This window comes from Paracoccus ravus (genome assembly GCF_004522175.1).
Taxonomy (GTDB): Bacteria; Pseudomonadota; Alphaproteobacteria; order Rhodobacterales; family Rhodobacteraceae; genus Paracoccus; species Paracoccus ravus.
In genome coordinates, this window is sequence record NZ_SDEB01000014.1 from 1 (window position 1) to 22,313 (window position 22,313).

Annotated in this window: 14 protein-coding genes, 1 pseudogene and 1 other annotated feature; of the genes and pseudogenes, 5 read left to right on the top strand and 10 right to left on the bottom strand. The window is 62.7% G+C overall.

Annotated elements, in window-relative coordinates:
• Positions 1-248: 248 nt before the first annotated feature.
• Positions 249-965, top strand: a pseudogene (locus tag ESZ60_RS12360) (OB-fold nucleic acid binding domain-containing protein); the annotation flags it as partial.
• A 657-nt stretch (positions 966-1,622) separates the two neighbouring features.
• Here the strand turns inward: ESZ60_RS12360 and ESZ60_RS12365 are convergent.
• Both ESZ60_RS12365 and ESZ60_RS12370 read right to left on the bottom strand, forming a co-directional pair.
• Positions 1,623-2,717, bottom strand: coding sequence for a ParB/RepB/Spo0J family partition protein (locus ESZ60_RS12365; RefSeq protein ID WP_134681023.1), 1,095 nt, complete (start codon positions 2,715-2,717; stop codon positions 1,623-1,625).
• Positions 2,710-4,110: an AAA family ATPase gene (locus ESZ60_RS12370; protein WP_134681025.1), complete on the bottom strand. Its 1,401-nt coding sequence runs from the start codon at positions 4,108-4,110 to the stop codon at positions 2,710-2,712. The genes ESZ60_RS12365 and ESZ60_RS12370 overlap by 8 nt, the downstream gene beginning before the upstream one ends.
• A 521-nt stretch (positions 4,111-4,631) precedes the next feature.
• Between ESZ60_RS12370 and ESZ60_RS12375 the strand changes: the two genes are divergently transcribed.
• On the top strand, positions 4,632-5,816 hold the full coding sequence (locus tag ESZ60_RS12375; RefSeq protein WP_134681027.1) for a replication initiation protein: 1,185 nt from the start codon (positions 4,632-4,634) through the stop codon (positions 5,814-5,816).
• A gap of 251 nt (positions 5,817-6,067) precedes the next feature.
• Positions 6,068-9,331: a hypothetical protein gene (locus tag ESZ60_RS12380; RefSeq protein ID WP_134681029.1), complete on the top strand. Its 3,264-nt coding sequence runs from the start codon at positions 6,068-6,070 to the stop codon at positions 9,329-9,331.
• Positions 9,332-9,343: 12 nt separating this feature from the next.
• Here the strand turns inward: ESZ60_RS12380 and ESZ60_RS12385 are convergent, their stop codons facing one another.
• The gene (locus tag ESZ60_RS12385; RefSeq protein ID WP_134681031.1) at positions 9,344-11,302 is read right to left on the bottom strand and encodes a BTAD domain-containing putative transcriptional regulator; all 1,959 of its coding nucleotides are present in this window, start codon (positions 11,300-11,302) and stop codon (positions 9,344-9,346) included.
• A gap of 334 nt (positions 11,303-11,636) precedes the next feature.
• Here ESZ60_RS12385 and ESZ60_RS12390 point away from each other — a divergent pair, with 334 nt between their 5' ends.
• On the top strand, positions 11,637-12,956 hold the full coding sequence (locus ESZ60_RS12390; RefSeq protein ID WP_134681033.1) for a tetratricopeptide repeat protein: 1,320 nt from the start codon (positions 11,637-11,639) through the stop codon (positions 12,954-12,956).
• A 481-nt stretch (positions 12,957-13,437) separates the two neighbouring features.
• On the opposite strand, the gene ESZ60_RS12395 is transcribed toward ESZ60_RS12390, so the two are convergent.
• Positions 13,438-13,797: a hypothetical protein gene (locus ESZ60_RS12395; protein WP_134681035.1), complete on the bottom strand. Its 360-nt coding sequence runs from the start codon at positions 13,795-13,797 to the stop codon at positions 13,438-13,440.
• Positions 13,470-13,525, top strand: a sequence feature (sul1 is cis-regulatory element that is thought to sense ions involved in sulfur or methionine metabolism; They are found in Alphaproteobacteria). It overlaps the preceding gene by 56 nt.
• 139 nt (positions 13,798-13,936) lie before the next feature.
• Here ESZ60_RS12395 and ESZ60_RS12400 point away from each other — a divergent pair.
• Positions 13,937-15,349, top strand: coding sequence for a SulP family inorganic anion transporter (locus tag ESZ60_RS12400; protein WP_134681037.1), 1,413 nt, complete (start codon positions 13,937-13,939; stop codon positions 15,347-15,349).
• Positions 15,350-15,392: 43 nt separating this feature from the next.
• Here the strand turns inward: ESZ60_RS12400 and ESZ60_RS12405 are convergent, their stop codons facing one another.
• The 6 genes from ESZ60_RS12405 to ESZ60_RS12430 form a co-directional block, all read right to left on the bottom strand.
• Positions 15,393-16,430: a quaternary amine ABC transporter ATP-binding protein gene (locus tag ESZ60_RS12405; RefSeq protein WP_134681039.1), complete on the bottom strand. Its 1,038-nt coding sequence runs from the start codon at positions 16,428-16,430 to the stop codon at positions 15,393-15,395.
• A complete protein-coding gene (locus tag ESZ60_RS12410; protein WP_134681041.1) occupies positions 16,427-17,308 on the bottom strand; it encodes an ABC transporter permease in 882 nt (293 codons plus the stop codon). The genes ESZ60_RS12405 and ESZ60_RS12410 overlap by 4 nt, the downstream gene beginning before the upstream one ends.
• A 74-nt stretch (positions 17,309-17,382) precedes the next feature.
• Positions 17,383-18,375: a glycine betaine ABC transporter substrate-binding protein gene (locus ESZ60_RS12415; RefSeq protein WP_134681042.1), complete on the bottom strand. Its 993-nt coding sequence runs from the start codon at positions 18,373-18,375 to the stop codon at positions 17,383-17,385.
• 444 nt (positions 18,376-18,819) lie between these two features.
• Positions 18,820-20,622, bottom strand: coding sequence for a gamma-glutamyltransferase (gene ggt, locus ESZ60_RS12420; protein ID WP_134681044.1), 1,803 nt, complete (start codon positions 20,620-20,622; stop codon positions 18,820-18,822).
• 69 nt (positions 20,623-20,691) lie between these two features.
• Positions 20,692-21,600 (bottom strand): dihydrodipicolinate synthase family protein, encoded by a 909-nt coding sequence (locus ESZ60_RS12425; protein WP_209021295.1) that lies wholly within the window; start codon positions 21,598-21,600, stop codon positions 20,692-20,694.
• The gene (locus ESZ60_RS12430; RefSeq protein WP_134681046.1) at positions 21,597-22,295 is read right to left on the bottom strand and encodes a GntR family transcriptional regulator; all 699 of its coding nucleotides are present in this window, start codon (positions 22,293-22,295) and stop codon (positions 21,597-21,599) included. The genes ESZ60_RS12425 and ESZ60_RS12430 overlap by 4 nt, the downstream gene beginning before the upstream one ends.
• Between the last annotated feature and the right edge of the window lie 18 nt (positions 22,296-22,313).

Sequence of the window (22,313 nt, forward strand, 5' to 3'; positions counted from 1 at the left end):
GCCTTCTCGGCCTTGAAGGAATTGCAGCGGCTGCGCGATGAGGCGGGGCAGGGGGCGCAGGTGCCTCTGCCCCGGCTGATCCCCGGTGCCCGTCTGGTGCTGAGTGACAGCCGCGTTGAATGGATCGCTTTGCCGACCGATCTGGCCGCCTGGTCGCGGCTGACCCGGCTTCTGTCTTTGGGCAAGCGGCGGGCCGGGAAGGGCAGCTGCCACATCGGCCTGACTGATCTTGAGGCATGGGGTAGGGGGATGTCGAGAGCGTCTGGCGCCGGGCGGGCCTGCGTCCCGATGCGCTGGACCGGCTGGCCGAGGCCGATGGCTTTGCAAGCCTTGGCTTGTCCCGCCGCGATGCGCTCTGGCAGGCCAAGGCGCTGAAGGCGCCAAAGCCGCTGCCGCTTTTCGGGATGGACGGGGAGGGAGAGCGCGAGCCGATGGTCGACCTGCCCCGGATGACCTTGGGCCAGGAGGTGATCGAGGATTACCTCGCTTTGCGCCTGTCCCTGCGCGCCCATCCGCTGGAGATCCTGCGGCCCAATCTGCCCGAAAGCCTGCCGCATGCCAAATTGGCCGAGGCCCGGGGTAGGGTGGTCATCACCGGCCTCGTCATCACCCGCCAGCGCCCCGGCACTGCTTCGGGCGTGATCTTCCTCACCCTCGAGGACGAGACCGGCACCGCCAATGTCGTGGTCTGGACGAAGGTCTACGAGACCTATCGCGCAGCCGTGGTCGCCGGCCGCTTGCTGCGCGTCACCGGCCGGATCGAACGCGACGGGCAGGTGACCCATGTGATCGCCGAGCATGTCGCGGATCTCTCGCATCGCCTCTCGGTCCTCGGGCATCCGTTGCGGATCGCAGCCGAGACCGAGCGGGCAGGCGAGACCCTCAGGCCGATCCGCACCGCCAGCCGCGCACGCCATCCCCGCGAGCAGGCCAGAAAGCTTTTCCCGAGCCGGGATTTCCACTGAGCGGCATATCATCGCTAAAAGGTCGCCTGCCGGCTTCCGTACATGGGCGCTCTGACCCAAGTGCCGAGAACGCAAACTCGGCTACGAAGTGGATTCAACGACGGCGGTATAAATCTGTGCTGGTTCCGACAGGTGGGTGCGACTGACAGACGAACTTCCCTTTGTCATGTTTGCTTGCTGACCCCTTTACGACTCCACTTCACAGATTGACGCCGTTGCTCGGCGTAACTTCTTGAGCGAAGCGTTCGGCAAGCCGGCAAGCCTGCATCACCCAGCTTGGGCCGGTTCCGGCCAGGATCGCCCCCCAGATCGGCGGCGCGTGGTTCAGCAGCTTCCGCACCAGCGGGTCGAAGTCGCGGCTGAACTTCCTGTCGCTTTTGCGAGCCGGCCACGAGGATCAAGTCATCCACCATGAAGCGCTGGATGACATGCGCCAGAGCAAGACGACGCCAGCGATCATCGCGAGGCAAGGAGGACCAACTTTTAATGCATCGCTCCTAACTTATCCGCTTTAAAATAACAATCTGCGGACTTCCTCGCATGGTGTCATCCGCGGTTCCGACAATCCTGTCGCAGCCGAGCGATCATAGCGAAGGGTGACGCGACGACCGTGAACGGCTGCGACGCGAAGAGGCGCAGGTTTCGCTACGAAACCCGCTAGAACTGAACCAATTCGGCCAACATTCTCTGTATCACATCCGCATTAAGACCTTCCCCGTCAAGACGAATGACATAGGATCCTCGATCCTCCGTCACGCGCAGCAAAATCCCACTCGTGGTATGCGCCGTCAGATCTGGCAACAGGCGCGCGGGTTTGGACTTGGGACGGCCGACCCGTCGCTCAGGTGACGGCCCCTCCTCGATGAGATGCAAGACCGGCTCGATAAGCGCCCATTCCTCTTCGGCATCCGCGCAAGCGCGAGTTGATAGCGCGTCGCGGATCTGGGATTCGCCTCCATTGCGCAGCGCGGCCGAGATGCGCAGTCCGCGCCTTTCGGTCAGCGCCTCGGGATAGGAAAGCATGTCGCCCAATTCCTCAAAGATCAGGGCAAAGGAACGCACCTTGGAGCGCTTGGCCTTTGAGGCGGTCGCAAACAGCTTGGCAACCGCGTCATCCGTATTGGCGAATGCACCCTGATTTGCCGCAATGACGGCGATCCTGCCCCGCTCGAAATGGCTGAGTTCCTGACGAACCTCGTTTTCCTCGACCATCGCGACGAAGGCTTCGTCGCTATCGGATCGCGGACGGATCAGTGCGGGAATGGTATTGTATTTCTCGGACTGCGAGAGGTCGCGAAGGGCCCGCATCGCCTCGAGGCGGCGAAATCCCGACAAAAGGCCGAAACGCGCTTTCTGGCCGTCCAAGCTGTCGATCTCGAAAACCTCGATCGGAAGGCGCAGACCGTGAGCCGCGATCGACAAACGCAACTCCTGCATCTCTTCTTCGCCCACGACCATGCGGTCGCGAACCATGGCCGCCTCATCGATCTGATCGAGGGGAATCTCGGAAATCAAAAGCCCCCGCTCTTCCGCCAGTTTCAATCGCGCTGCATCCGCATCGGCTTTTGCGCGGGCAGTGCGGGTTTCGGCGCTTTCGGCGGTCATTAGGGACGCGCTTTCGGCTACGACCTGCGCAATGGGGGCAATCCCTCGACCGATAGCTGGCCGCTCAAAGGTTTCGCTGCGAAACTCTTGCTCGATCCGGTTGATATCTGCGGTGCTGGGCGTTTCCAGCCGCCGACGCTTAGCCATGTTCCTGCCCCCTCATCCGGCTTTCCTTTTCAAGTTGAAGATCGCGCCACCACGTCCCCAGGATCAGCTCCTTGACCTCGGCCCAGGTGCGATCGAAAGTTTCGCGGCCGCGAACATAGGTTTCGCGATTGAACTCGCGGTAGTCGGCTTCATAGATGCCGTTCACCTGCTCACCGGCCTGGCCGACCATCGCCGTCATTTCCTGACGATAGGTTGTCATGAAATCCCCGAAATAGGCTTGGATGACATTCGCCAGATCGGTTTGCTGCGCGGCATCGAAACGCGTGACGATGGCACGAACCGCGTCCCATTCAAAGCACATCTCGGGCAGGCCGTCGCGACGTCGCGCCGCGTTTTCGCCCTCTTCGATACTGGCGAAGGTCGAATAGAGCATGTCGAAAAATCGGCCTGTCGAGTCGAATTCAAGAAAGGACGCGCCCAAGGGCACCAGAAGAATATCTGCGGCCGCCAGCGCATTGATCGTCAGGTACCCAAGTGCAGGAGGCGTATCCAGAATCACGAGATCGTATTTTTCAAGAATGCCGTCATTCACCAGAGCGTTTCCAAGCGCATCCCAAAGCGGCCAGCTGCGCAGGCCCATGCGCCAGACCGGCACCTGGAACTCGGCCCAATAGAGGTTCAGCTGGGCGCCGAGAAGGTCGATATTCGGCCAATGCGTCTCTTGGATCAGATCCGAGGCGGATAGCTTCAAAGCCTCGGTCAGAGTTTCGTCGAAGGGCAGGGGAGGCTGTCCCGCCGCCTGACGGACCTGATTTTCCTCTTGCAGCGCCAGAGCGTAGTCCCTCGCCAGCAAGGGGAATGCCGTCGACCATTCATCGGCGACATTCCCCCCCATGATCGACGTCATGCTGCCTTGGCTGTCGAGATCCACGACCAGAACACGATACCCGTCAAGCGCCGCGGACATTGCCAGATGCGCAGCGGTCGAGGTCTTGCCCACCCCGCCCTTGAAATTCGCGACGGCGATGGTCTTCGCGGGCAGCCCTTCGGGACGCCAGGGGCGATATTCGCGGCTCGCCGCCCCTTCGGCTGCGAAATGATCTCGCAGACGGAGCACGTCTTCCAGGCTGAACCATTTGGAATTCCCTTCGCCGGTCCCTTGCGGCAGGTCGGGGTTTTTCAAGAGCACGCGTCTGAAATGCGCCGGGGCGACCGGAATAAGATAGCGGCAGACCTCCCAGGTCGAGAACCGCCGCAGGCGCTTGCGCCCATCCGGCGCGTAGCCCCGTTCCGCAAGATCTTGCCGACCACGGGCCGCGAAGGCCGCCGCTTTTGCGAATCGGGCAGTATCGATCGGGTCGGACAGACGCTGAGCCGCTCTCGCGGGGTCTATGTTGAAATAAGGAGGGACGGGGTCCTTGCCAGAAGACATCTCATGTCCTTTGCGATGTGCTGCTCAATAAATGGTTTTGGGCAAACTATTACACGTCACTCTGCCAATCGGAAAGAGTCCGTGAGGTTTCGCAGCGAAATCCTTGGAAAAATTGAAAGACTGACCCACAACATAGTTTGATTGCTTTACATGAATTTAGAATCTTTGGGGTAAGGTTTTTTGTGAACCTACAAGAGGTTGCAGCATGTCGGGCACCTCTCTGCGGGATGTCGGGAACCCAAAAACGGGATGAAGGGTGCCCGGATGCGGGACAATACGGACCGATTCGCGGGAAGAGGGGGATCCACCTGCAGGAGATGGCGTCCAAGTGCCGAACATGGACGAATTGGGCCAATTTGTCGGCCTTGGCGTCCCGGAAAAGGGTTCCTTTGCGACGCTGATTTGGTTTGGGAACCCATTCACGGGACGGCGCGCGCCAATCTTGCGGGACCCAATGAATCATTGTTCCAAGGTGCCTTTTCCTGCATACTCATCTGAAAAAATACAATGAGGGCAGGGCGATGGATGATATTCCGCGCGATCAATTGACAGGGGCGCTGCGGCGCGGGGCCGTCAAGAAGCATGTCGCTGCGATTCACGTGTCGGGAAAGCTGACGCTGTTGCAGCGCAAGCTTTCGAATGTCTTGTTGCTGAACGCATATGACACGCTGACGAGCCGGCCCCGCCACCAGATCGACGCCCGCACGCTCTGTCTGATGATCGGCTATAATTCCAACGACATGGACACGCTGAAGCAATCCCTGCGCGGTCTGGCCGAGACGATCGCCGAATGGGACATGCTGGACGAAAAGGGACAGCAGGAATGGGGCGTGTCGAGCCTGCTCAGCTATGCCAAGCTCAAGGGAGGTGTTTGCGAATACGCATATTCTCCGGCATTGGCCGAGAAGCTGCACGACCCCAAGGTCTTTGCGTTGATCAATCTCAACATTCAGCGCCGCTTTACCTCGGGGCACGCGTTGGCGCTCTACGAGAACTGCTACCGCTTCGTCCGGACCGGATCGACCGGTTGGTGGCCGCTTGATCTCTTTCGTCGGCTCATGGGAGTTGAGGGCTCGGCCTATTACGAGATCTTCAAACATCTCAACGCCAAGATCATCAAGCCTGCCGTTGCCGAGGTGAACCGAAGCAGCAATATCCTCGTGACCCCGGAAACCCGCAAGCAGGGCAGAGTCGTCACGGAAATTCGATTCCGTATCAAGGAAAATCCGCAACTCGCCATTCTCGATATAGACGATGGCGAGGGCGCGCGTCACGGCCCGGTCTATGGCAGGCTGCGTGCTTTGGGTGTCAGCGACAGGCTGGCGCGGCAATGGCTCGCCTCGCATGGCGAAGAGCAGGTCGAGGCAAAGCTGGACTATGTCGAAAGCCGCAAGAACGTCAAAAGCAAGCTTGGCTATCTCACGGCTGCTCTGGACGGGAATTTCGGAACGGTCGAGGTTGAACCGGCCGGACAGCCCCAACCGAATGCCCGCGCAGAGCGCCTGCGTCGCGTCCTTGAGGCCGTCAAGGCCCGCACCCCGACCCAGCGCGATGCCGACAAGCGTCTTTTCCAGAGCCAACTCACCGATCCGACCATGCGCGATGATTTCGACAAGCACGGCTGGATGTCGCCGCTTTGCATGGCGCGCATCGCTGTCTTCTGGGAAACTCTGTCGCCCGGCTTGCTCGACGGGACCGAGGATTGACCCTCAGACCTTGCCGCATGGTTAACACGTCGGCGTTTTTGTGATATGGTGATTCCTTATTTACGGAGGCTCACCATGAGAATCCTTGTCATCTGTATTGCGCTTATTCTTGCGACGGGCAACGCCACGATTTCGCCGGTCCATGCTGGACCTTGCGATCCAAATCTGCAGCGCTGCTGAATAACGGCAGGACGGACGAGGCCGCAAAGGCCGGAGCTGTTCTGCCGACCTGACAGCTTTTCGGAGGCCTGATGGAAAACCCATGGCCTGCCGGGGTTCCGACTTCGCTCTGGACGTATAACCAACTCCGCGCCGAGGAGTTGGTGCAGGTTCCGATGATGGGGATTCGGTTCGCCCCCGGCTTCCTGTATACGTTTGTGTTTGGCTGCATTTTCATCGCGCTTTTCGCGTGGAAGCGGTTTTCCGTGCGCTCCGAAGTGCATTCGGTCTCGCGGGCGCTGAGCGATCTCAGCCCGAGCGAGATGGGCGGGCAGGGCGCGCTCTTGCGGGCCTATTTCATCTATGCGGGCTCGATCCTGCTGCTTTACGTCTCGCTGACATTCTTTGGTCGGCTCATTCTGCAATCGGCGCAGATGCTGCCGGTCGCGGGTATTCAGGTCAATCTGAACAAGCTGCAATTCGACAGCATGCAATGGCCCTTGATGCTGGCCTTTGCGTTTGCCGGCCTGGCCGAGATGTTGCCTCCGGTCAAGATGACCGAAGGCTGGCTGCGCAACCGCGCCTATCGGGCCGTCGGTATTCCGGTTCGGCTTGAGCAGACGATGCGCAGCCTGATCGTGGCCCTGGATCGGGCCTGCGCCGCGGGACCGGAAATAGAGCCCAATCCCTTATCCGCGGCGCTTGCCTCATACCGAGAGCGATGGACCGATACGATCGCCAGGCATGCCTGGGCTGCCGAACTCGGCACGCTCAGACGTTCCCGGCAGGACGAGGCGGTGTCGCTCTTGTCCCAGTTGGAAATGCTGGTCTTTTGGGCCAAGGCGGCGCGGGGCAGTTGGCCGGGCCACGAGGTCTCGCAATCGGTCCGGCAAATGGAGCGGAAATTCGTCGACGAGTCGGTGACGCTGCTTGATGAGATACACCATCGCATGCTGGAACTTCCGACCGAAGGTGCAGATGCGGGAACGGTCGCACATAAGACCCGCTTTTCGGAATATCTGGGCGATGCGATCGACCGGGCGGAAAAGCTGCGTTTCGATCTGGTCGGTATTCTTGCGATTTTTCTTGAGCGTGATCTGGACGTTCCGATGGCCGAGCCGGCGGGCGAGACCCGGGAAAAGCAGATCGAGGCCCGGCAGGCCGCCAAGGTGGATCAGCCCGAGCCGATGGAGCCCGCGCTGAACCAGCTTCTGATCATGACCGAGCGTCCCGACACTGCCGGCACCGGCCCAGAGGCAGGGCTCTTTTTGGCCCTGATCGCCGTTTTCCTTTTCTACGCGGCGGCCGCCTGGCGCGGGGTGCAAGAGCCGATCGGTCAGTTTATCGAAAGAACCAATCTCTACGGCGTCTTGGTCACCGCGCTGGTCGAGACGCTGCGCATCGCGGCCCTGACCTGGCTGCCGATCCTCGCGGCCTTTTCGCTGCGGCAATATCTTTGGGACAATGGCGACTGGGCGCGCGCGACCAGGACGCATCGGCGCAGCGGCTATGCGATGCAGATCTTTGGCTGCCTCTGCCTGGGGGCAGCGGTCTCGATGATCGCGCTGGCCGGGGTGGCCGCGTTGCGGGCCTTTTTCGTCGCACCCGACGCCGATTATTTCTTCAGCCTCTATTTCGGCGGCGTGGCCTTTGTCCTTTACTATCCGACGCAGGCCATCATCCTTGTGGCGCTGATCCCGATTGCGCTGCGCTCTGCGGATCTGCGCCAGAATTCCGCGACGCGGATGTGGCTCGGCATGCTTTGCGCCCTTTGCGTCGGGTTTCTTTCCATCCAGCATCAGAATTACTGGAACCCCACATTGGCCCGTGACTGCCCGGGGCTCGTGGTGATCTCGTCACTGGATTGCGCGCGCCGCTTTGATCTTGTCGGGCATGTCATTCTTGCGTTGCTGGCCTTCCTCGCGGCCGGAGTCTTTGGGGAATTGCCGGAACGCATTCGGCGGACCAAGCCGCGTTGGGCCACGCAAACGACCCCGGTGGCACTGCTCCTGCTGGCCACCCTCCAGTCCCATCCGGCCGCAGCACAGGTTGCGACCGCGCCAAGGGAAGTCTATGTCGGCTTTCGCACCGACACGCCGCCGTTTTCTTCGGGCGTCGCTGCGACGGACAACAGCGCGGACCGCCCTTACGAGGGCTATCTTGCCGATATCTGCTTCGACCTCTTCGCCGGCTATCCGCAATATCGGATCATTCCTGTCCCGATCAGCGCCCAGGATCGTTTCATCCGCATTCGGAGCGACGGAGCTGCATCCGGGCGGGGCGATCTCGACATGCTCTGCGATGCGGTGACGATGCGCTTTTCCGATCCCGAACGCGCCAGCGCCAGCATCTTTTCGCCGGTCGTCTTTGCCTCGGGGGTCTCGTTTCTCGACCGGACGCGCTCGGGCGGCACGCTGATCGTGGGATATGTCGAAAACAGCACCGCCCGGGATGTCGCCCGCAAGGTCTGCGAGGTTGATTACTTCAAGGGTCTCTTGCCCAGCCAACGCAGTTCGCTCTACCAGCGCTGCAAATTGCGCTGGAGCGCGGCATTGGTGGTAGAGCTGCTGCAACGGAAGCAGCAAAGGCCGGTTCGGGCGAGCCCTGCGCATTACCCCGTACCGGGCGATCCCCTCTGGACGCGCCTTGGCGAAAGCTGGAGCGAACTTCTGGATGCGGGCCGCCGTTTGAAACAGAGCGGAATTGATCCTGATCGGCTGGACCCGGAAAGTCGCGATCTGCTCAACAAGGTGACGAAGCATCCGACCCAGCCGGTTCAGGCCGAGCCGCTCAAGTCCGCCTGCCTGAGCGATGGCGATGATCGAGCCTGTCTGCAAGCGCTCGACCTTTTGTCGGACCCGCTATGCCAAGCCAACGCCACGACACCCCCTCGGGGGAATACGCCGATCGAGAAAGCACCCTGGCCCGATTATCACTTCTGCCCGATGGCGACGCATGACCAGTTGATCGAGTGGTTTTGCACCACGCCGCCGGGACAGCGGCGCATCTATATGGGCGATCGTGAACTGATCCTGGGCAAGATGCAGGGCTGGACGCGGGTCAACGGGCCTTGCGACGTCGAGCGGCCGGACGGCGCGGAATATCTGTCATATGAGCCTTACGCCTTTCCCATATCGCTAGCAGATCCGGTGCTGGTCCAGTTCGTGCAGCGCCGGGTCTATGAGCTTTTCTCGCATCGGGCCGAGATGACGGGGCGCTTTCAGGCCAGCTTTCAGGGACGCGGCATGTCTCCGGCGCTGGCCTATCTGTTCCTGCTCAATGCCGTCGAGAACGAAGAGATGCTGGGTCCGCGCCCGCCGATCCCCGAGACGCCCGAAGCCGAGACCGCGAAATGACCGCTCTGCGCGTCAGTCCAGCCCCGCCTTGCACAAAAGCCCAAGCACCCTGTCGCGAAACTCCGGCGAAACGCTTGCGCTGATAGGGCGGATGCCCTCAAGCGAGACGCCGGAAAGTTCACGCTTTGCGGTCGCAAGGACCTGCCTTGCCTCATCCGGCCTGCCTTGTTCCGACAGCGCGCAAGTCAGGGCGAGACGGGACCAGATTTCGCCCGGCAGCATTGCGACCGCGCGATGGGCCATGGATTGAGCCTGATCGGGCCTGCCGAGCAAGATCAGCGCGAAGGACTGGACCGTGATGAACATGGCGGCAAGCGGATCGCGGGGGCTGAAGCGCAGCGCCTGCTCGGCATTGTCCAGCGCGGCTTGCGCCTGGTTCGACCACAGATGTGCGGTGGCGAGCCCGTAATAGGTCGAGGCATAGCTGGGATTCAGATCCCGCGCCAGGCGCAGGTGATCAAAGGCGGCGGGCAGGTCTCCGGCATAGGTCAGAAGCCGCCCCAGCACGACCTGGGAAAAAGGCGCGGTCGGATCTTTCACCACGGCAAGCCGACCCTGCGCGATGGCTTCGATCAGCGTGGCCTGCGGGTCCGCGGCCATGCGCCAAGTGACGCCGACCAGGCCGATATAGGCCAGACCGGCCAGTGGAAGCGCGAAATCCGGCGCGAGTTCGGCCGCGCGGGCAAAGATTGCCCTGGCGCGCGCCGCTTCTTCCGGCTGAAACCGATAGGCGTGCCAAAGGCCGCGATGGAACAATTCCCACGCATCCAGATCCGAGGGCTGGCGGCGCACTGCGCGTTCGCGCTCGGACTGACGGATCTCGGCATCGACCCCGGCAAGGATCTGGCTGACGACGGCCTCTTGCACCTCGAAAAGATCGGCCAGCGGGCGCTCGTACCGCTCGGCCCAGAGATTGCGACCAGAGGTGGCATCAAGAAGCCGGACCGACAGGCTGACGCGATCGGCGCGGCGGCGGACTGCGCCGGTCAGGACATAGCGCGCACCAAGGTCCTGGGCGGCCTCGCCGGCGTGAGCAGGGTGAAATTGGAAACTGGACAGACGCGAGATGACCAGGATGTCGCGATGCCGGGTCAGCTCGGTCGTGATGTCATCGGCCAAACCCTCGGCCAGAAATCGGCCATCGGGATCGCCATCCGCATCGGCAAAGGGCAGCACCGCGACCGACAGGCTGAAATCCCTTTGCCCGGCTCTATGGATTGGTGCCTCGCGGGGTTCATCCGTCAGTTCATTGGCCAGCATCTGGGTCTGGACGGATGGGGCGATGCCAAGCTCCCTGCGCAAAAGATCGCGGCAGGCGTGAAACTGGGCAAGCGCCATGGCCCGGTCGCCCGAATCCGCCAGAAGACGGATCAGCCGGCGCTGACTGGCCTCGCGAAAAGGATCAAGCGCGACGAGATTTCGGGCCAGTTCGATCGCCATCATATACGCGCCCGCCTGCGCGCATTCGTCCAAGGTGATCTCGATGAGCTTTTGCGACAGGCTGCGACAGCGGCTGCGCTCGAACTCCAGCCATTCGCCCAGCAGGGCGCCTTCGGCCTCGATGCCGTCCAGAAAGTTCTGGGTCAGGGCCGGGACCTCGCGCGGATCGGCCGCCCCGGTTTCGGCCAGCGTCTCAAGCCGCGCAAGGTCGCTTTCAACGCGCCGGGCTTGCAGGCCGACAGCCTCGCGATTGCCGATGACTGCCCCTTCGCCAAGAGCGGCGCGGAGATGGGACAAGGCATTGCGCAGGCTTCCCCTTGCCTGCTCTTCGGCCCTGTCCTCCCAGAACAGGCCGCAAAGCCGGCCGCGCGGATGCAGCCGCCCCGGCGCACTGGCCAGATAGGCAAGAAGCATACGGGACTTGACGGTGGGAAGTGCGATTTCCCGGTCACCCAGACGCGCCGAAAAGCCGCCGAGCATGCGCAGGCTCAGCGTTCCGGCAGAGGCAAGAGGAATGGCGGGGCCGGGCATGACGCTTTCCCGCAAGCGAAGGTCTTGGAATTATGGCGCGGAACCCTGCGGCTTGCCAATGCGGCTCAGCACGGGATTTCCGGCGATTTAGCGTTTTTTTCACGTTTGCACGACGCCGCTTTACCGCTGCGATCACGCGGACCTGCGAAAAGGACCGACGAAACGCCCTCGACCGAAAGGCCCAAGAGATGAAGACCAGTCTGCAAATCGCCTGCCCTGCGCCGCTGTCTCGGCGGCCTGTCCGGCGATCCGATTTTCCCATGCTGTTCCGTGCCGGGCTGTCCAGACCCGGTCTGGCCCAGCATCACCACTTCCATCCCGCAGGAGAATGAAGATGACCGTCCATGACATGCACGGACTTACTCTGACCGGTGCCAGCGCAACAAGCCTTGCCGCATACGAGCAGGCGCTGGCCGAGCTGCAATGCTATCGCGCCGATCCCGTGGCCTCCATTGACCGGGCCATTGCGGACGATCCCGGATTTGCCATGGGACACGCGATGCGCGCCTGGCTGCATCTGCTTGGAACCGAACCGGCGGGCTATGCCATCGCCGAGGCAAGCCATCGCGAGGCCATGACCCATGCCGCGACCCGACGCGAAAAGGGCCATGCCGCGGCGATTGCCGCGCTGCTCGGTGGCGGCTGGCACGAGGCGGGCCGGATCCTCGAGGATATCGCGCTCGAGCATCCGCATGACGGGCTGGCCCTGATCGCCGGTCACCAGATCGACTTTTTCCGCGGCGATGCCCGCATGTTGCGCGACCGCATCGCGCGAGCCATGCCGCATTGGGATGCGGGGCGTCCGGGCTATCACTCGGTCCTCGGCATGTATGCATTCGGGCTTGAGGAAACCGGGCATTTTCCCCAGGCCGAGCGGATCGGGCGACAAGGCGTCGAGATCGAGCCACGCGACGGCTGGTCCCAACATGCCGTGGCGCATGTGCTGGAAATGCAGAACCGCTCGGTCGAGGGCATCGCCTGGATGACGCAAAGCGAGGCTTGGGCGCAGGACAGTTTCTTTGCGGTCCATAATTGGTGGCATCTGGCGCTCTACCATCTCGAACTCGGGCAGTTCGATGCGGTTTTCGACTTGCTCGATCAGCGCATTCTGGGCTCGGGCCTGGTCACGGTGATCGATCTGATCGATGCCTCGGCCATGCTGTGGAGGCTCGCGCTGCGCGGCGTCGATGCAGCCGAACGCTGGCAGGGTGTCGCCGATCGCTGGCAGCAATCGGGGCAGCCGGGCCTCTATGCCTTCAACGACGTTCACATGATCATGGCCCTGATTGGCGCTGGTCGAACACAGGCCGCCAAGGAGGTTCTGGCGGCGCTGGCCGAGGCTGCCCATGGCGGCGGCGACAATGCCCGCTTCAGCGCCGAGATAGGTTTGCCCGTGGGCCAGGCTCTCTGGGATTTCGGGCGCGGGGATTACGCAAGCTGCGCCCGCCGCCTGCGCGCGATCCGCGGCATGTCACGCCGTTTCGGGGGCAGCGATGCCCAACGGGATGTGCTGGATCTGACGCTGATCGAGGCGGCGCTGCGCGCGGGCGATGGCGCACTTGCCCGCGGTCTCGCGGCCGAACGCGATGCCATGCGCCATGAAAGCCCGCTGACCCAGCTTTTCCTGCGCCGTGCCCAAGCGCTCGCGTCTTGAGGGGCGGCAACGCAAATCCGGAATCCCGCCGCCATTGGTTGCGGCGGGATTTCATGTGTCGCGCGAAGCCAAGCCGCTGAATGCGGATTGCGATGAAGCACCCATCCTCTGGTCTTGCCTCATGGTCAGGACTGTTATCGGTCGTGGCGGGTCGCCAAGCGGCGCCAGTGCATCGGACGGCCCGAAAAGATATGGAGAGTGTTGCGCCATTCATAGCGCCGCTTATCGAGTTTGCGCCGCGACTTCCGTGCAGGGATGCAGGGCTTTAGCCCTTTGTCTTTCAACGCATATCTGAACCGGTCGCCATCATAGAATTAGACCATAGCAACGAGATCAATGGGTCCTGAGCCAAGGCCCCGAAAAACAAGCTGCGCCTGCTTTCGAAAGATGGCGGCGGCTTGATCGCGGGGATGTGGTCGGCTGCCCGGACGGATGAGCCTTGAGGCCCGCGATTGGCCCTGACCACAGATCTCTTGCCTTTTCACGGGACGATCCCTATCAGATCCCATATCGCATGGACCCGGTGAAAATCCGGGTGGCTATTCCGGCCGCTGATCCGCCGGACAACCTTCCTCTTATCGCCCAGCTCGGTTCCGTGGAGATTCAGGATTTCCACGCCGCCCGATTTGTGAGGCAAGCTCACCAATCGGGGCCCGTTGCGCAAAGGGGGATTCCGGCTCAGGCCATCGGGCGCGAGCGGAAGATTGACCGGCACGATGGTGGCGTTGCCGATGCGTTTGGAAACATGTTCGATATGGTCCTTCTGCTGGGTCGGTCCCATGATTTGAATGAAAGGCGTCGCCTGCGAGACTTTTGCAGACAGACATACAAACGGCGTCATCCTGGTCTCGAACTACTTCGCGAAGATGAAGGAGTTCAGATCTATAGCGCGCGCCACAAGAAAACCGCTTGTCGCCAAGCCGCAATCTTGCATTTCGGCTGACCATTCTCGTAACACAATGAATATCCACGGGCCCTAGATGAACAGAACACGGCACTATCTGCGCCAGTGGCAGGAGAACCCTGTCTCGGAATTGCTCGCCGGCGCGGTTGCAACATTTGCGCTGATCCCCGAGGTCATCGCCTTTTCCTTTACTGCCGGGGTGGACCCGCAGGTCGGCCTTTTTGCCTCCTTCGTGATCAGCATCGTGATCGCGTTATTCGGGGGAAGACCGGCGATGATCTCGGCGGCGGCGGGCTCCGTCGCTCTGGTCGCCGCGCCGCTGGTCCGGGATCATGGCATCGAGTATCTGCTTGCCGCCGGGCTGCTTGCGGGCTTGATGCAGATGGGTTTTGGTCTGGCCCGGCTCAGCACGCTGATGCGCTATGTCTCGAGCTCGGTCCGGACCGGCTTTGTGAACGCGCTGGCGATCCTGATCTTTGCGGCCCAGCTGCCCCATATCATCGGGGCGGGCCCGGCGGGCTATGCCGTCCTGGCTGCGGGGCTTGCGATCATTTATCTGGCCCCGCGCCTCACGACGCGTGTTCCTGCCCCGCTGATCTGTGTCCTGGTCCTGACCGCGCTTTGCTCGGGGCTTGGGATCGAGGTGCCGCGGGTCGCCGATCTTGGCCATCTTCCCGATGGGTTGCCGGTCTTTGCCCTGCCGGATGTTCCCGTCAATCTCGACATGCTGGCGATCGTGTTCCTGCCCGCGCTTGCGATTGCGACGGTCGGGCTGCTCGAATCCCTGATGACCGCGAGCGTGGTGGATGATCTGACCGCAACCCCTTCGGACAAGAATGCCGAGGCCCGAGGGCTGGGGCTTGCCAATGTCGCGGCCAGCCTCTTCGGAGGCATCGCGGGCTGCGGCATGATCGGCCAGACGGTTTCGAACGTGAAATATGGCGGGCGCGGTCGGCTTTCGACCATGGCAGCCGGGGGCATCCTGCTGCTCTTGATGGTCGCGCTGAAGGATGTCGTTTCCCAGGTGCCGGTGGCCGCGCTGGTCGCGATCATGGTCATGGTCTCGATCGACACGATGGACTGGCAATCCCTGCGTCGCCTGCGCGCCAATCCCGGCATGTCCAGCATCGTGATGTTTGCGACCGTCGCCGTGACGGTCGTGAGCCACAATCTCTCGCTGGGCGTCCTGGTCGGCATTCTTCTGAGCGGCGTCTTCTTTGCCGCCAAGGTTGCGGGGATGCAGCAGGTCATCCGCGACGGAGACAGCTACAAGGTCGAGGGCCAACTCTTCTTTGCCTCGGCCGATGCCTTTCTCGACGCCTTCGATCCGTTGGAACATGACGGTCCGGTCAGGATAGACCTTACCGGAGCCAAGGTCTGGGACATCACCGCCGTGGCGGCGATCGACAAGGTCAGGGAGCGTTTCGCGCGGCACGGTCTTGCTGTCACCGTGATCGGGCAGGGGCCGATCCCGCGCCGCGGGACCTGAGGCAAGGATCGATACAGGGCGGCCTTGTGGCCGCCCTTACCTGTCACGCCGGTTCCGCATCCGCCGGATTGACCATCGCCTCGAGGATTGCGGGCAGGTCGATCACGCCAAGATGGGTGCCGGCACGGTCCTGCACCTGCGCAAAGGCAGCCCCTTGGCGCGTCATGCGCCGCGCGACCTGATCCAGAGGCATATGGGCCGGAACCACCATCGCAGGCAGCGCTCCGCCGCCCTCGGTGGGCTGGGCAATGGTCCGCGCCTGCAGGATGCGGCCGCGGTTCACCTCGCGTACGAAATCCGCGATATAGGGCGTGGCGGGCCGAAGCACGATCTCTTGGCCGGAGCCGACCTGCTGGATCGCGCCGTCGCGCAGAACCGCGATCTTGTCGCCCAGACGCAAGGCCTCGTCGAGATCATGGGTGATGAAGATGATGGTCTTTTCCAGCTCTTTTTGCAGTTCCAGCAGGATGGACTGCATATCCACTCGGATCAGCGGGTCCAGCGCCGAGAAGGCCTCGTCCATCAGCAGGATTTCGGCATCATTGCTGAGCGCACGGGCCAGCCCGACACGCTGCTGCATGCCACCGGAAAGCTGGCGCGGGTAATAATCCTCATAGCCCGAAAGCCCGACGCGCTCGATCCAGTGTCGCGCGCGGCGCTCTGCCTCTGCGCGCGGAAGGCCGCGGATGTCCAGACCATAGACCGTGTTCTGCAGCACGGTGCGATGCGGCAACAGCGCGAATTTCTGGAACACCATCGCGGTCTTTTCGCGGCGAAAGGCCCGCAATTCGGGCGGGGACATGGTGACGACATCGCGCCCGTCATAGAGAACCTCGCCCGAGGTCGGGCGGATCAGCCCGTTGATATGCCGGATCAGCGTCGATTTTCCCGAACCCGACAGCCCCATCACCACGGTGATCTTGCCCTGGGGAATGGTCAGGTTGATGTCATGCAGGCCCAGAACGTGGTTGTGGCGGTCGTTCAGCTCTGCCTTTGTCAGCCCGGCCTTGACCGCCGCGATATGGCGGTCGGCCTCGGGGCCGAAGATCTTGTAGACATTTCGGATCTCGATATCGCTCATTTTCCGGCCTCGGCATGTTTTTGCAGCCGCTTGCCATAGGCCTGCGTGGTGCGGTCGAGAATGATGGCAATGGCGACGATCGCCAGCCCGTTCATGATGCCCATGGTGAAATATTGCTGGTTGATCGCCTGCAGCACCGGCTGGCCCAGCCCGCGCACCCCGATCATCGAGGCGATGACGACCATGGCCAGACTCATCATGATGGTCTGGTTCACGCCGGCCATGATGCTGGGCAGGGCCAGCGGCAATTGCACATCGCGCAACTTCTGCCAATGCGACGCGCCAAAGGCCTCGGCCGCTTCAAGGACGTCGGCGCTGACATGGCGGATGCCCAGATTGGTCAGCCGAATGACGGGCGGAATTGCATAGATGACGACCGCGATCACACCGGGAACCTTGCCCAGGCCGAAGATCATCACCACCGGGATCAGATAGACAAAGCTCGGCATGGTCTGCATCATGTCCAGAAGCGGGGTCACGACCATGCTGGTTCGGTTCGATTGCGCCATGAGAATGCCGATGGGCAGGCCGATCACCACCGCCATGACGGTGCAGACCGCGACCATGGCGATGGTGCGCATGGTGTCCTCCCACATGCCCAGATAGCCCACGAGGAGCAGCGCGATGACAGATCCCAAGGTAATGCGGGTGCTGCGGCTAACCAGCCCGATGGCTGCGGCGATCCCGGCCAGAACGAGGATCCAGGGTGAATGGATCAGCAGGTTTTCGATGAAGGTCAAAAGGCTTTGCAGGGGCGAGAACAGGGTTTCGAGCGTTTCGCCCCATGCGCGGGTAAAGTCGCGAAAGGCGCCATCGACAGTCTGACGCAGCGCGCGCAGGCTGGATCGGCTCATTTCCGGAAACTGAATAAGGTCCATTGGTTCTTTCACTGAGACAGTAAGGGGCGAGGCCAGTTATCTGGCCCCGCCCTTTCAGATCGGATCGATGCGGATCAGAGCGCCGCCTTGATCTTTTCCGAGATCTCGGCCGGGACCCAGGCGGCCCAGATCTCGGGATAGGTCTCGAGGAAATGATATGCGCCATCCTCGTTGCTGGCCTGGTTCTCGACCATCCAGGACAGCATCGTGTTCACCGTCTCATTGGACCAGCTTCGCGCCTCGACATAGGACATCGCGGGTCCGGCCTTGGCCGCGAATTCGCTGGTGACGGCAGTGAAGACGTCCGAGACCGGCCATTCCATCACCTCGGGTTCGGCGCAATCGGACTTGACCATGCAGCTGTCCCATTTCTCGCGGTCCAACTCGGCGTCAAGGGCCAGCCGGGTCATGTCATACTGTCCCAGGATCGCGGTCGGGGCCCAGTAATAGCCCAGCCAGCCTTCTTCGCGGTTGAAGGCGCGCGCGATCGAGCCGTCCAGCGCCGCGGCTGAACCCGAGTCGATCAGGTCGAAGCCCTTTTCCTCGGCCCCCGCACCCATATATTGGTTGCGGTTGATGGCCTGACAGGCCCAACCCGGCGGGCAGCCGAACCAGGCTCCCTTGTCGCCATCCTCGGCTCCGGGAAAGAGTTCGGGATGGGCGAGGGCCTGCTTGAGCGTCTTGATGTCATGCTTTTCGGCGAACCAGGTCGGCACCCAGATCCCTTCGACCCCGCCATCGGACAGGATCTTGCTGGGCAGTTCGATCCGCCCTTCGGCGACGGCCTTGTCGAGCGGCTCCTTGACGGCATTGACCCAAAGCTCGGGGGCCATGTCGGGCTCGGCCTTTTCATTCATCGAGGTAAAGGTGGGCATCGTGTCGCCGGCAATCAGCGCGACATCGCAATCGTAACCCTCTTCCAGAATGATCTTGTCGACCCAGGCCGCGAGCCCTGCCGAAGCCCAGTTCATCTCGGCGACGCTGATATTGCCGCATTCCTCGGCGGCAAAAGCCGGAGCGGTCAGTCCCAATAGGGCAAAGCTGGTCGATGCAAGAATCTTGCGCATTAAGGAAATTCTCCAGTTTTCTGGCCCCGATGGGGCGGGCGGACAAGAACGCGAAACATGCCGCAGATCGGTCCGCGGGCCGTGGCTGGCCCTGTTGACTTGGAGGGCATTTGGCCCATGCGAGTGCGTGAAACATACAGAACTAATCGTGAAATTAAACCCTTTCCTTGCCTTGCGCGAAATGTCGTCCTTTTTGCCAGCCTTTGACGGCAGGTCTTGCGCCGCGAAACGCAGTGGAGCAGGGCATGCAGCGGGGGCATGGCGATGTCGCGGCAAGCAGGGTCAATCACCCTCTCGCGACCGGCTTTAGGAAGCCGGCGGATGCCGTCGCCATCACGGGCGACGTGGCTTGCTTTGCCGATAGGTGGGATGCGCTGGGGTCAGGGTGGATCCCGCCTGACCGGAACGGGGTCCGACGCGTCGCGAATGTCGCGCGCGGCGGGGTCAGCCGCCGATGGCAATGCCCTCGCGGCGTGGATCGGCCCCGCCCTCCAGCCCCTGCGGTGTGACCGCAATCGCCTGCAAGCCAGAGTTCAACTCGGTTTCGTTGATCTCGAAACCCATCTCTGCCAGCGGCGCGGCCAATGCGCCCGCGCCCGTCCCCGTCTCGATATCGACAGGACCAAAGCGTGACAGGACATGCGGTGCCGCGACCGCCCGCTGCACGTCCAGCCCCCAGTCCAGATGGGCAATGATGGCTCGGGCGACATAGCCGATGATGCGGCTGCCGCCCGGAGATCCGATCACCAGAACGGGTTTTCCGTCACGCAGGACGATGGTCGGCGCCATGGAGGAGCGCGGCCGCTTGCCCGGCGCAAGGGCATTGGCAACCGCAGCGCCGGACTCATCCCGGGTCGCAAAGCTGAAATCGGTCAACTCGTTGTTGAGCAGGAAGCCACGAACGAACAGCCGCGCGCCGAAGCCGTTCTCGATGGTCGTGGTCATCGACAGTGCATTGCCCTCGGCATCCACGATCGAGATATGCGTCGTCGAGGGCAGCTCCAGCGAATTGTCCCGGCCCCATAGCCCCGCATGGGTCCAGCCCGGCGATCCCGCGCTGACTTCGGGCAGGCTGTCGTCCCCGGCCAGAAGCTTGGCGCGTTCGGCCAGATAGGCTTTGTCGATCAGTCCCTTGACGGGAACCGGCACGAAATCGGCATCTGCCATGAAGCGTTCGCGATCGGCAAAGGCCAGACGCGAGGCATCGGCGATCAGCCGCCAGCTTTCCGGGTTTTCGGCCCCAAGCTGAGCCAGATCAAATCCCTCCAGCATCCCGAGGATCTGTCCCACGGTCAGCCCCCCGGACGAAGGCGGCCCCATCCCGCAGATGTCATGGGCACGATAGGCGACGCAGACCGGGGGCCGTTCGATCACGCGATAGGCCGCGAGGTCGGACATGGCCAGCATTCCCGGATTGCCGGTGGCTTTGCGCACCGTCGCGACGATATCCTGCGCGACCGGGCCGGAATAGAAGCCCGCCGCGCCTTCGCGCTGAAGGATTCGCAGCGTCTCAGCATAGGCGGGATTGGCGAGGCGGTTGCCCGCGGCCACCGGCTTGCCGTCAGGAAAGAAATAATTGGCCGTGTCGGGATAACGCTGCAAAGCCTCCCCCTCGGCCGCGACCAGTTCCGCGAGGCGCGGCGAGACGGCAAAGCCGTCTTCCGCCAGTCGGATCGCATCCTCGAACAGGCTGGCCCAGTTCGCCTTTCCCCATCTGCGATGCGCGGCTTCAAGCAGGGCAGGCGTCCCCGGTGTTCCGACGGAACGGCCGCCGACGACCGCATCCATGAATTTCAGCGGCTTTCCGGCCTCATCCTGAAACAGCACCGGACGCGCCGCCATGGGGGCGGTTTCACGCGCATCGAGCGTCGTCATTCCCCCCGTCGCGGCGTCGAACCAAATGAGGAATGCGCCCCCGCCCAGCCCCGAGCTTTGCGGCTCAACCAGACCCAGGACGCTCTGCACCGCCACCATTGCATCGATGGCGCTACCGCCCTGCTCAAGGATCCGGGCGCCAGCTTCGACCGCCAGCGGATTGGCGGCGCTGACCATCCAGTCCTTGCCCCTGACCGGCTGGCCCGCGCCCTTTGCCCTAAGCGCTTCGGTCGCCTGCACGCCCAGACCGGCCCAGACCTCGGCTTCCGCTGGGGCGGTGGCGGCTTCGGGTGCAAGCACATCCGCCGCCTGCTGGGCTGTGGCGGGCCCGGCCATTCCAATTGCCAGAAGCATGAATGCGTGTCGAAACATGGCGCTGCCCTTTCCCACGATAATTCAAGCATGGCGCAGGCGAAGGGGTGAGGCAAGCCGCGCCCGCGGCTAGGCGGCCTTTTGCGCGGCGATGATCGCCTCGAGTTCGCCGCGCTCGGCAGAAGTCAGGCGCGGCACGCCGGGCAGGCGGACCGCGCCGACCTCATAGCCTAGGATGGCAAGCGCCTCCTTGACCACCGTGACATTCGAGCCGTTGCGATTACGGGTGCGGAGTTCCTCGAAGCCGGCGAAGCGGTCGATCAATTCGCGGGCCTGCGCAAAATCGCCCCGGACCAATGCCCGATGGACCGAGAGCGAAATCTCGGGAAAGACATTCACGAAACCCGATGTGAAACCCTGCGCGCCGATCGCGTAAAAGGCCGGGGCCCACGCCTCGGCCAGACCGCAGACCCAGATCGTCGGCAGATCCTTGGTCGCGCGGATGACATCGGCCAGCAGCATCAGATTGGGCGAGGCGAATTTCACCCCGGCAATATTCTCATGCGCGCCAAGGCGGCGGAATTGCGCGACCGGGAAAGTGTCGGTGCGCACATAGGCGATGACCGGAACGGTCGAGGCCTCGGCAAGTGCAAGGAAATAGTCGACCTGCGCCTCGGGGCCGGCAAAGGGGTCCATCGGGTGGTGGCTCATGATCGCACCGCATCCGGCCGAGATTGCGTCCCGGGCCAGCGCCTTTGCCTCGGTCAGCGAGCGGCCGACCGCCGCGCTGACCAGCGTCTTGCCAGCCGCAGCCTCGGCGGTGACGGCATGGACGCGGCGGATCTCGTCCAAGGAAAGCGAGAAGAATTCGCCAGTATTGCCCGCCGCCATCAGATTGTGGATCCCGGCCTGGGCAAGGCGCGCAATCAGACTCGCCAGCAGCGCCTCGTCGATCTTGCCGGTCGTGTCATAGGGGGTGACCGGAACGCCGGATATGCCGGCCAGTATCTGGCGGATCGAATTCATGTCCTTGGTCACGAGCTAGGCCCTTCTTTATTGCGGAAAACGAGATCGAGATATGTTTCGCCGGCGCGCAGGACATGGGCCTTCATCGCGGCTTCGGCGGCCTCGGCATCCCCTGCGATCACCGCCCGTCCGATGGCGTCATGCTCGGCCAGGGCGCGGGCACGCTCGGCGGGATCGGAATGAATGACCCTGCGGGCATCGGAATCGTAAAGATCCTGCCTGTCGTTCAGACGGCCCAGATAGTTCGCCCGCGCCAGTGATCGGATCTGGCGGTGAAAGACCTCGTTCAGGCGCATGAGATCCTCTGCACTGCTCTCAGACGTGGCGCGGCGCATCTCGACGAGGATCGCTTCCAGAACCGGCGTGTCGGCTGTGCTCACCCGCTGCGCGGCCAGCCGCGCGATGGTCGATTCTATGGCGGCCCGGGCCAGGATCATCTCTTCGGCCCATGCCATGTCGAAATTCACGATCACGCCGCTGCGCGGCTTGCTGCACACAAGACCGTCGGCTTCCAGAAGGCGCAGGGCCTCTTTCACGGGCGTCGTGCTGACGCCAAGCTGCTCGGCAATGGCGCGTTCATTCAGACGCGCGCCCGGCGCATATTCGCCCGACAGGATGACCTGTCGCAAAGCGCGATGCACATGTTCCCGCAGCCCCGCGAAAGCCTGCGGCTCAAGAGGCGTAAGCGTCGCATGGTCGCGCGACATGGCTCCTCCGGTGCGATG

Excerpts from the sequence above, each read along its gene's own strand:
- ESZ60_RS12370 (WP_134681025.1), bottom strand. The coding sequence starts at position 4,110 with ATGTCTTCTGGCAAGGACCCCGTCCCTCCTTATTTCAACATAGACCCC.
- ESZ60_RS12385 (WP_134681031.1), bottom strand. The coding sequence starts at position 11,302 with ATGCCCGGCCCCGCCATTCCTCTTGCCTCTGCCGGAACGCTGAGCCTG.
- ESZ60_RS12410 (WP_134681041.1), bottom strand. The coding sequence starts at position 17,308 with ATGGACCTTATTCAGTTTCCGGAAATGAGCCGATCCAGCCTGCGCGCG.
- ESZ60_RS12365 (WP_134681023.1), bottom strand. The coding sequence starts at position 2,717 with ATGGCTAAGCGTCGGCGGCTGGAAACGCCCAGCACCGCAGATATCAAC.
- ESZ60_RS12395 (WP_134681035.1), bottom strand. The coding sequence starts at position 13,797 with ATGACGCCGTTTGTATGTCTGTCTGCAAAAGTCTCGCAGGCGACGCCT.
- ESZ60_RS12380 (WP_134681029.1), top strand. The coding sequence starts at position 6,068 with ATGGAAAACCCATGGCCTGCCGGGGTTCCGACTTCGCTCTGGACGTAT.
- ESZ60_RS12405 (WP_134681039.1), bottom strand. The coding sequence starts at position 16,430 with ATGAGCGATATCGAGATCCGAAATGTCTACAAGATCTTCGGCCCCGAG.
- ESZ60_RS12375 (WP_134681027.1), top strand. The coding sequence starts at position 4,632 with ATGGATGATATTCCGCGCGATCAATTGACAGGGGCGCTGCGGCGCGGG.
- ESZ60_RS12415 (WP_134681042.1), bottom strand. The coding sequence starts at position 18,375 with ATGCGCAAGATTCTTGCATCGACCAGCTTTGCCCTATTGGGACTGACC.
- ggt (WP_134681044.1), bottom strand. The coding sequence starts at position 20,622 with ATGTTTCGACACGCATTCATGCTTCTGGCAATTGGAATGGCCGGGCCC.
- ESZ60_RS12430 (WP_134681046.1), bottom strand. The coding sequence starts at position 22,295 with ATGTCGCGCGACCATGCGACGCTTACGCCTCTTGAGCCGCAGGCTTTC.
- ESZ60_RS12390 (WP_134681033.1), top strand. The coding sequence starts at position 11,637 with ATGACCGTCCATGACATGCACGGACTTACTCTGACCGGTGCCAGCGCA.
- ESZ60_RS12400 (WP_134681037.1), top strand. The coding sequence starts at position 13,937 with ATGAACAGAACACGGCACTATCTGCGCCAGTGGCAGGAGAACCCTGTC.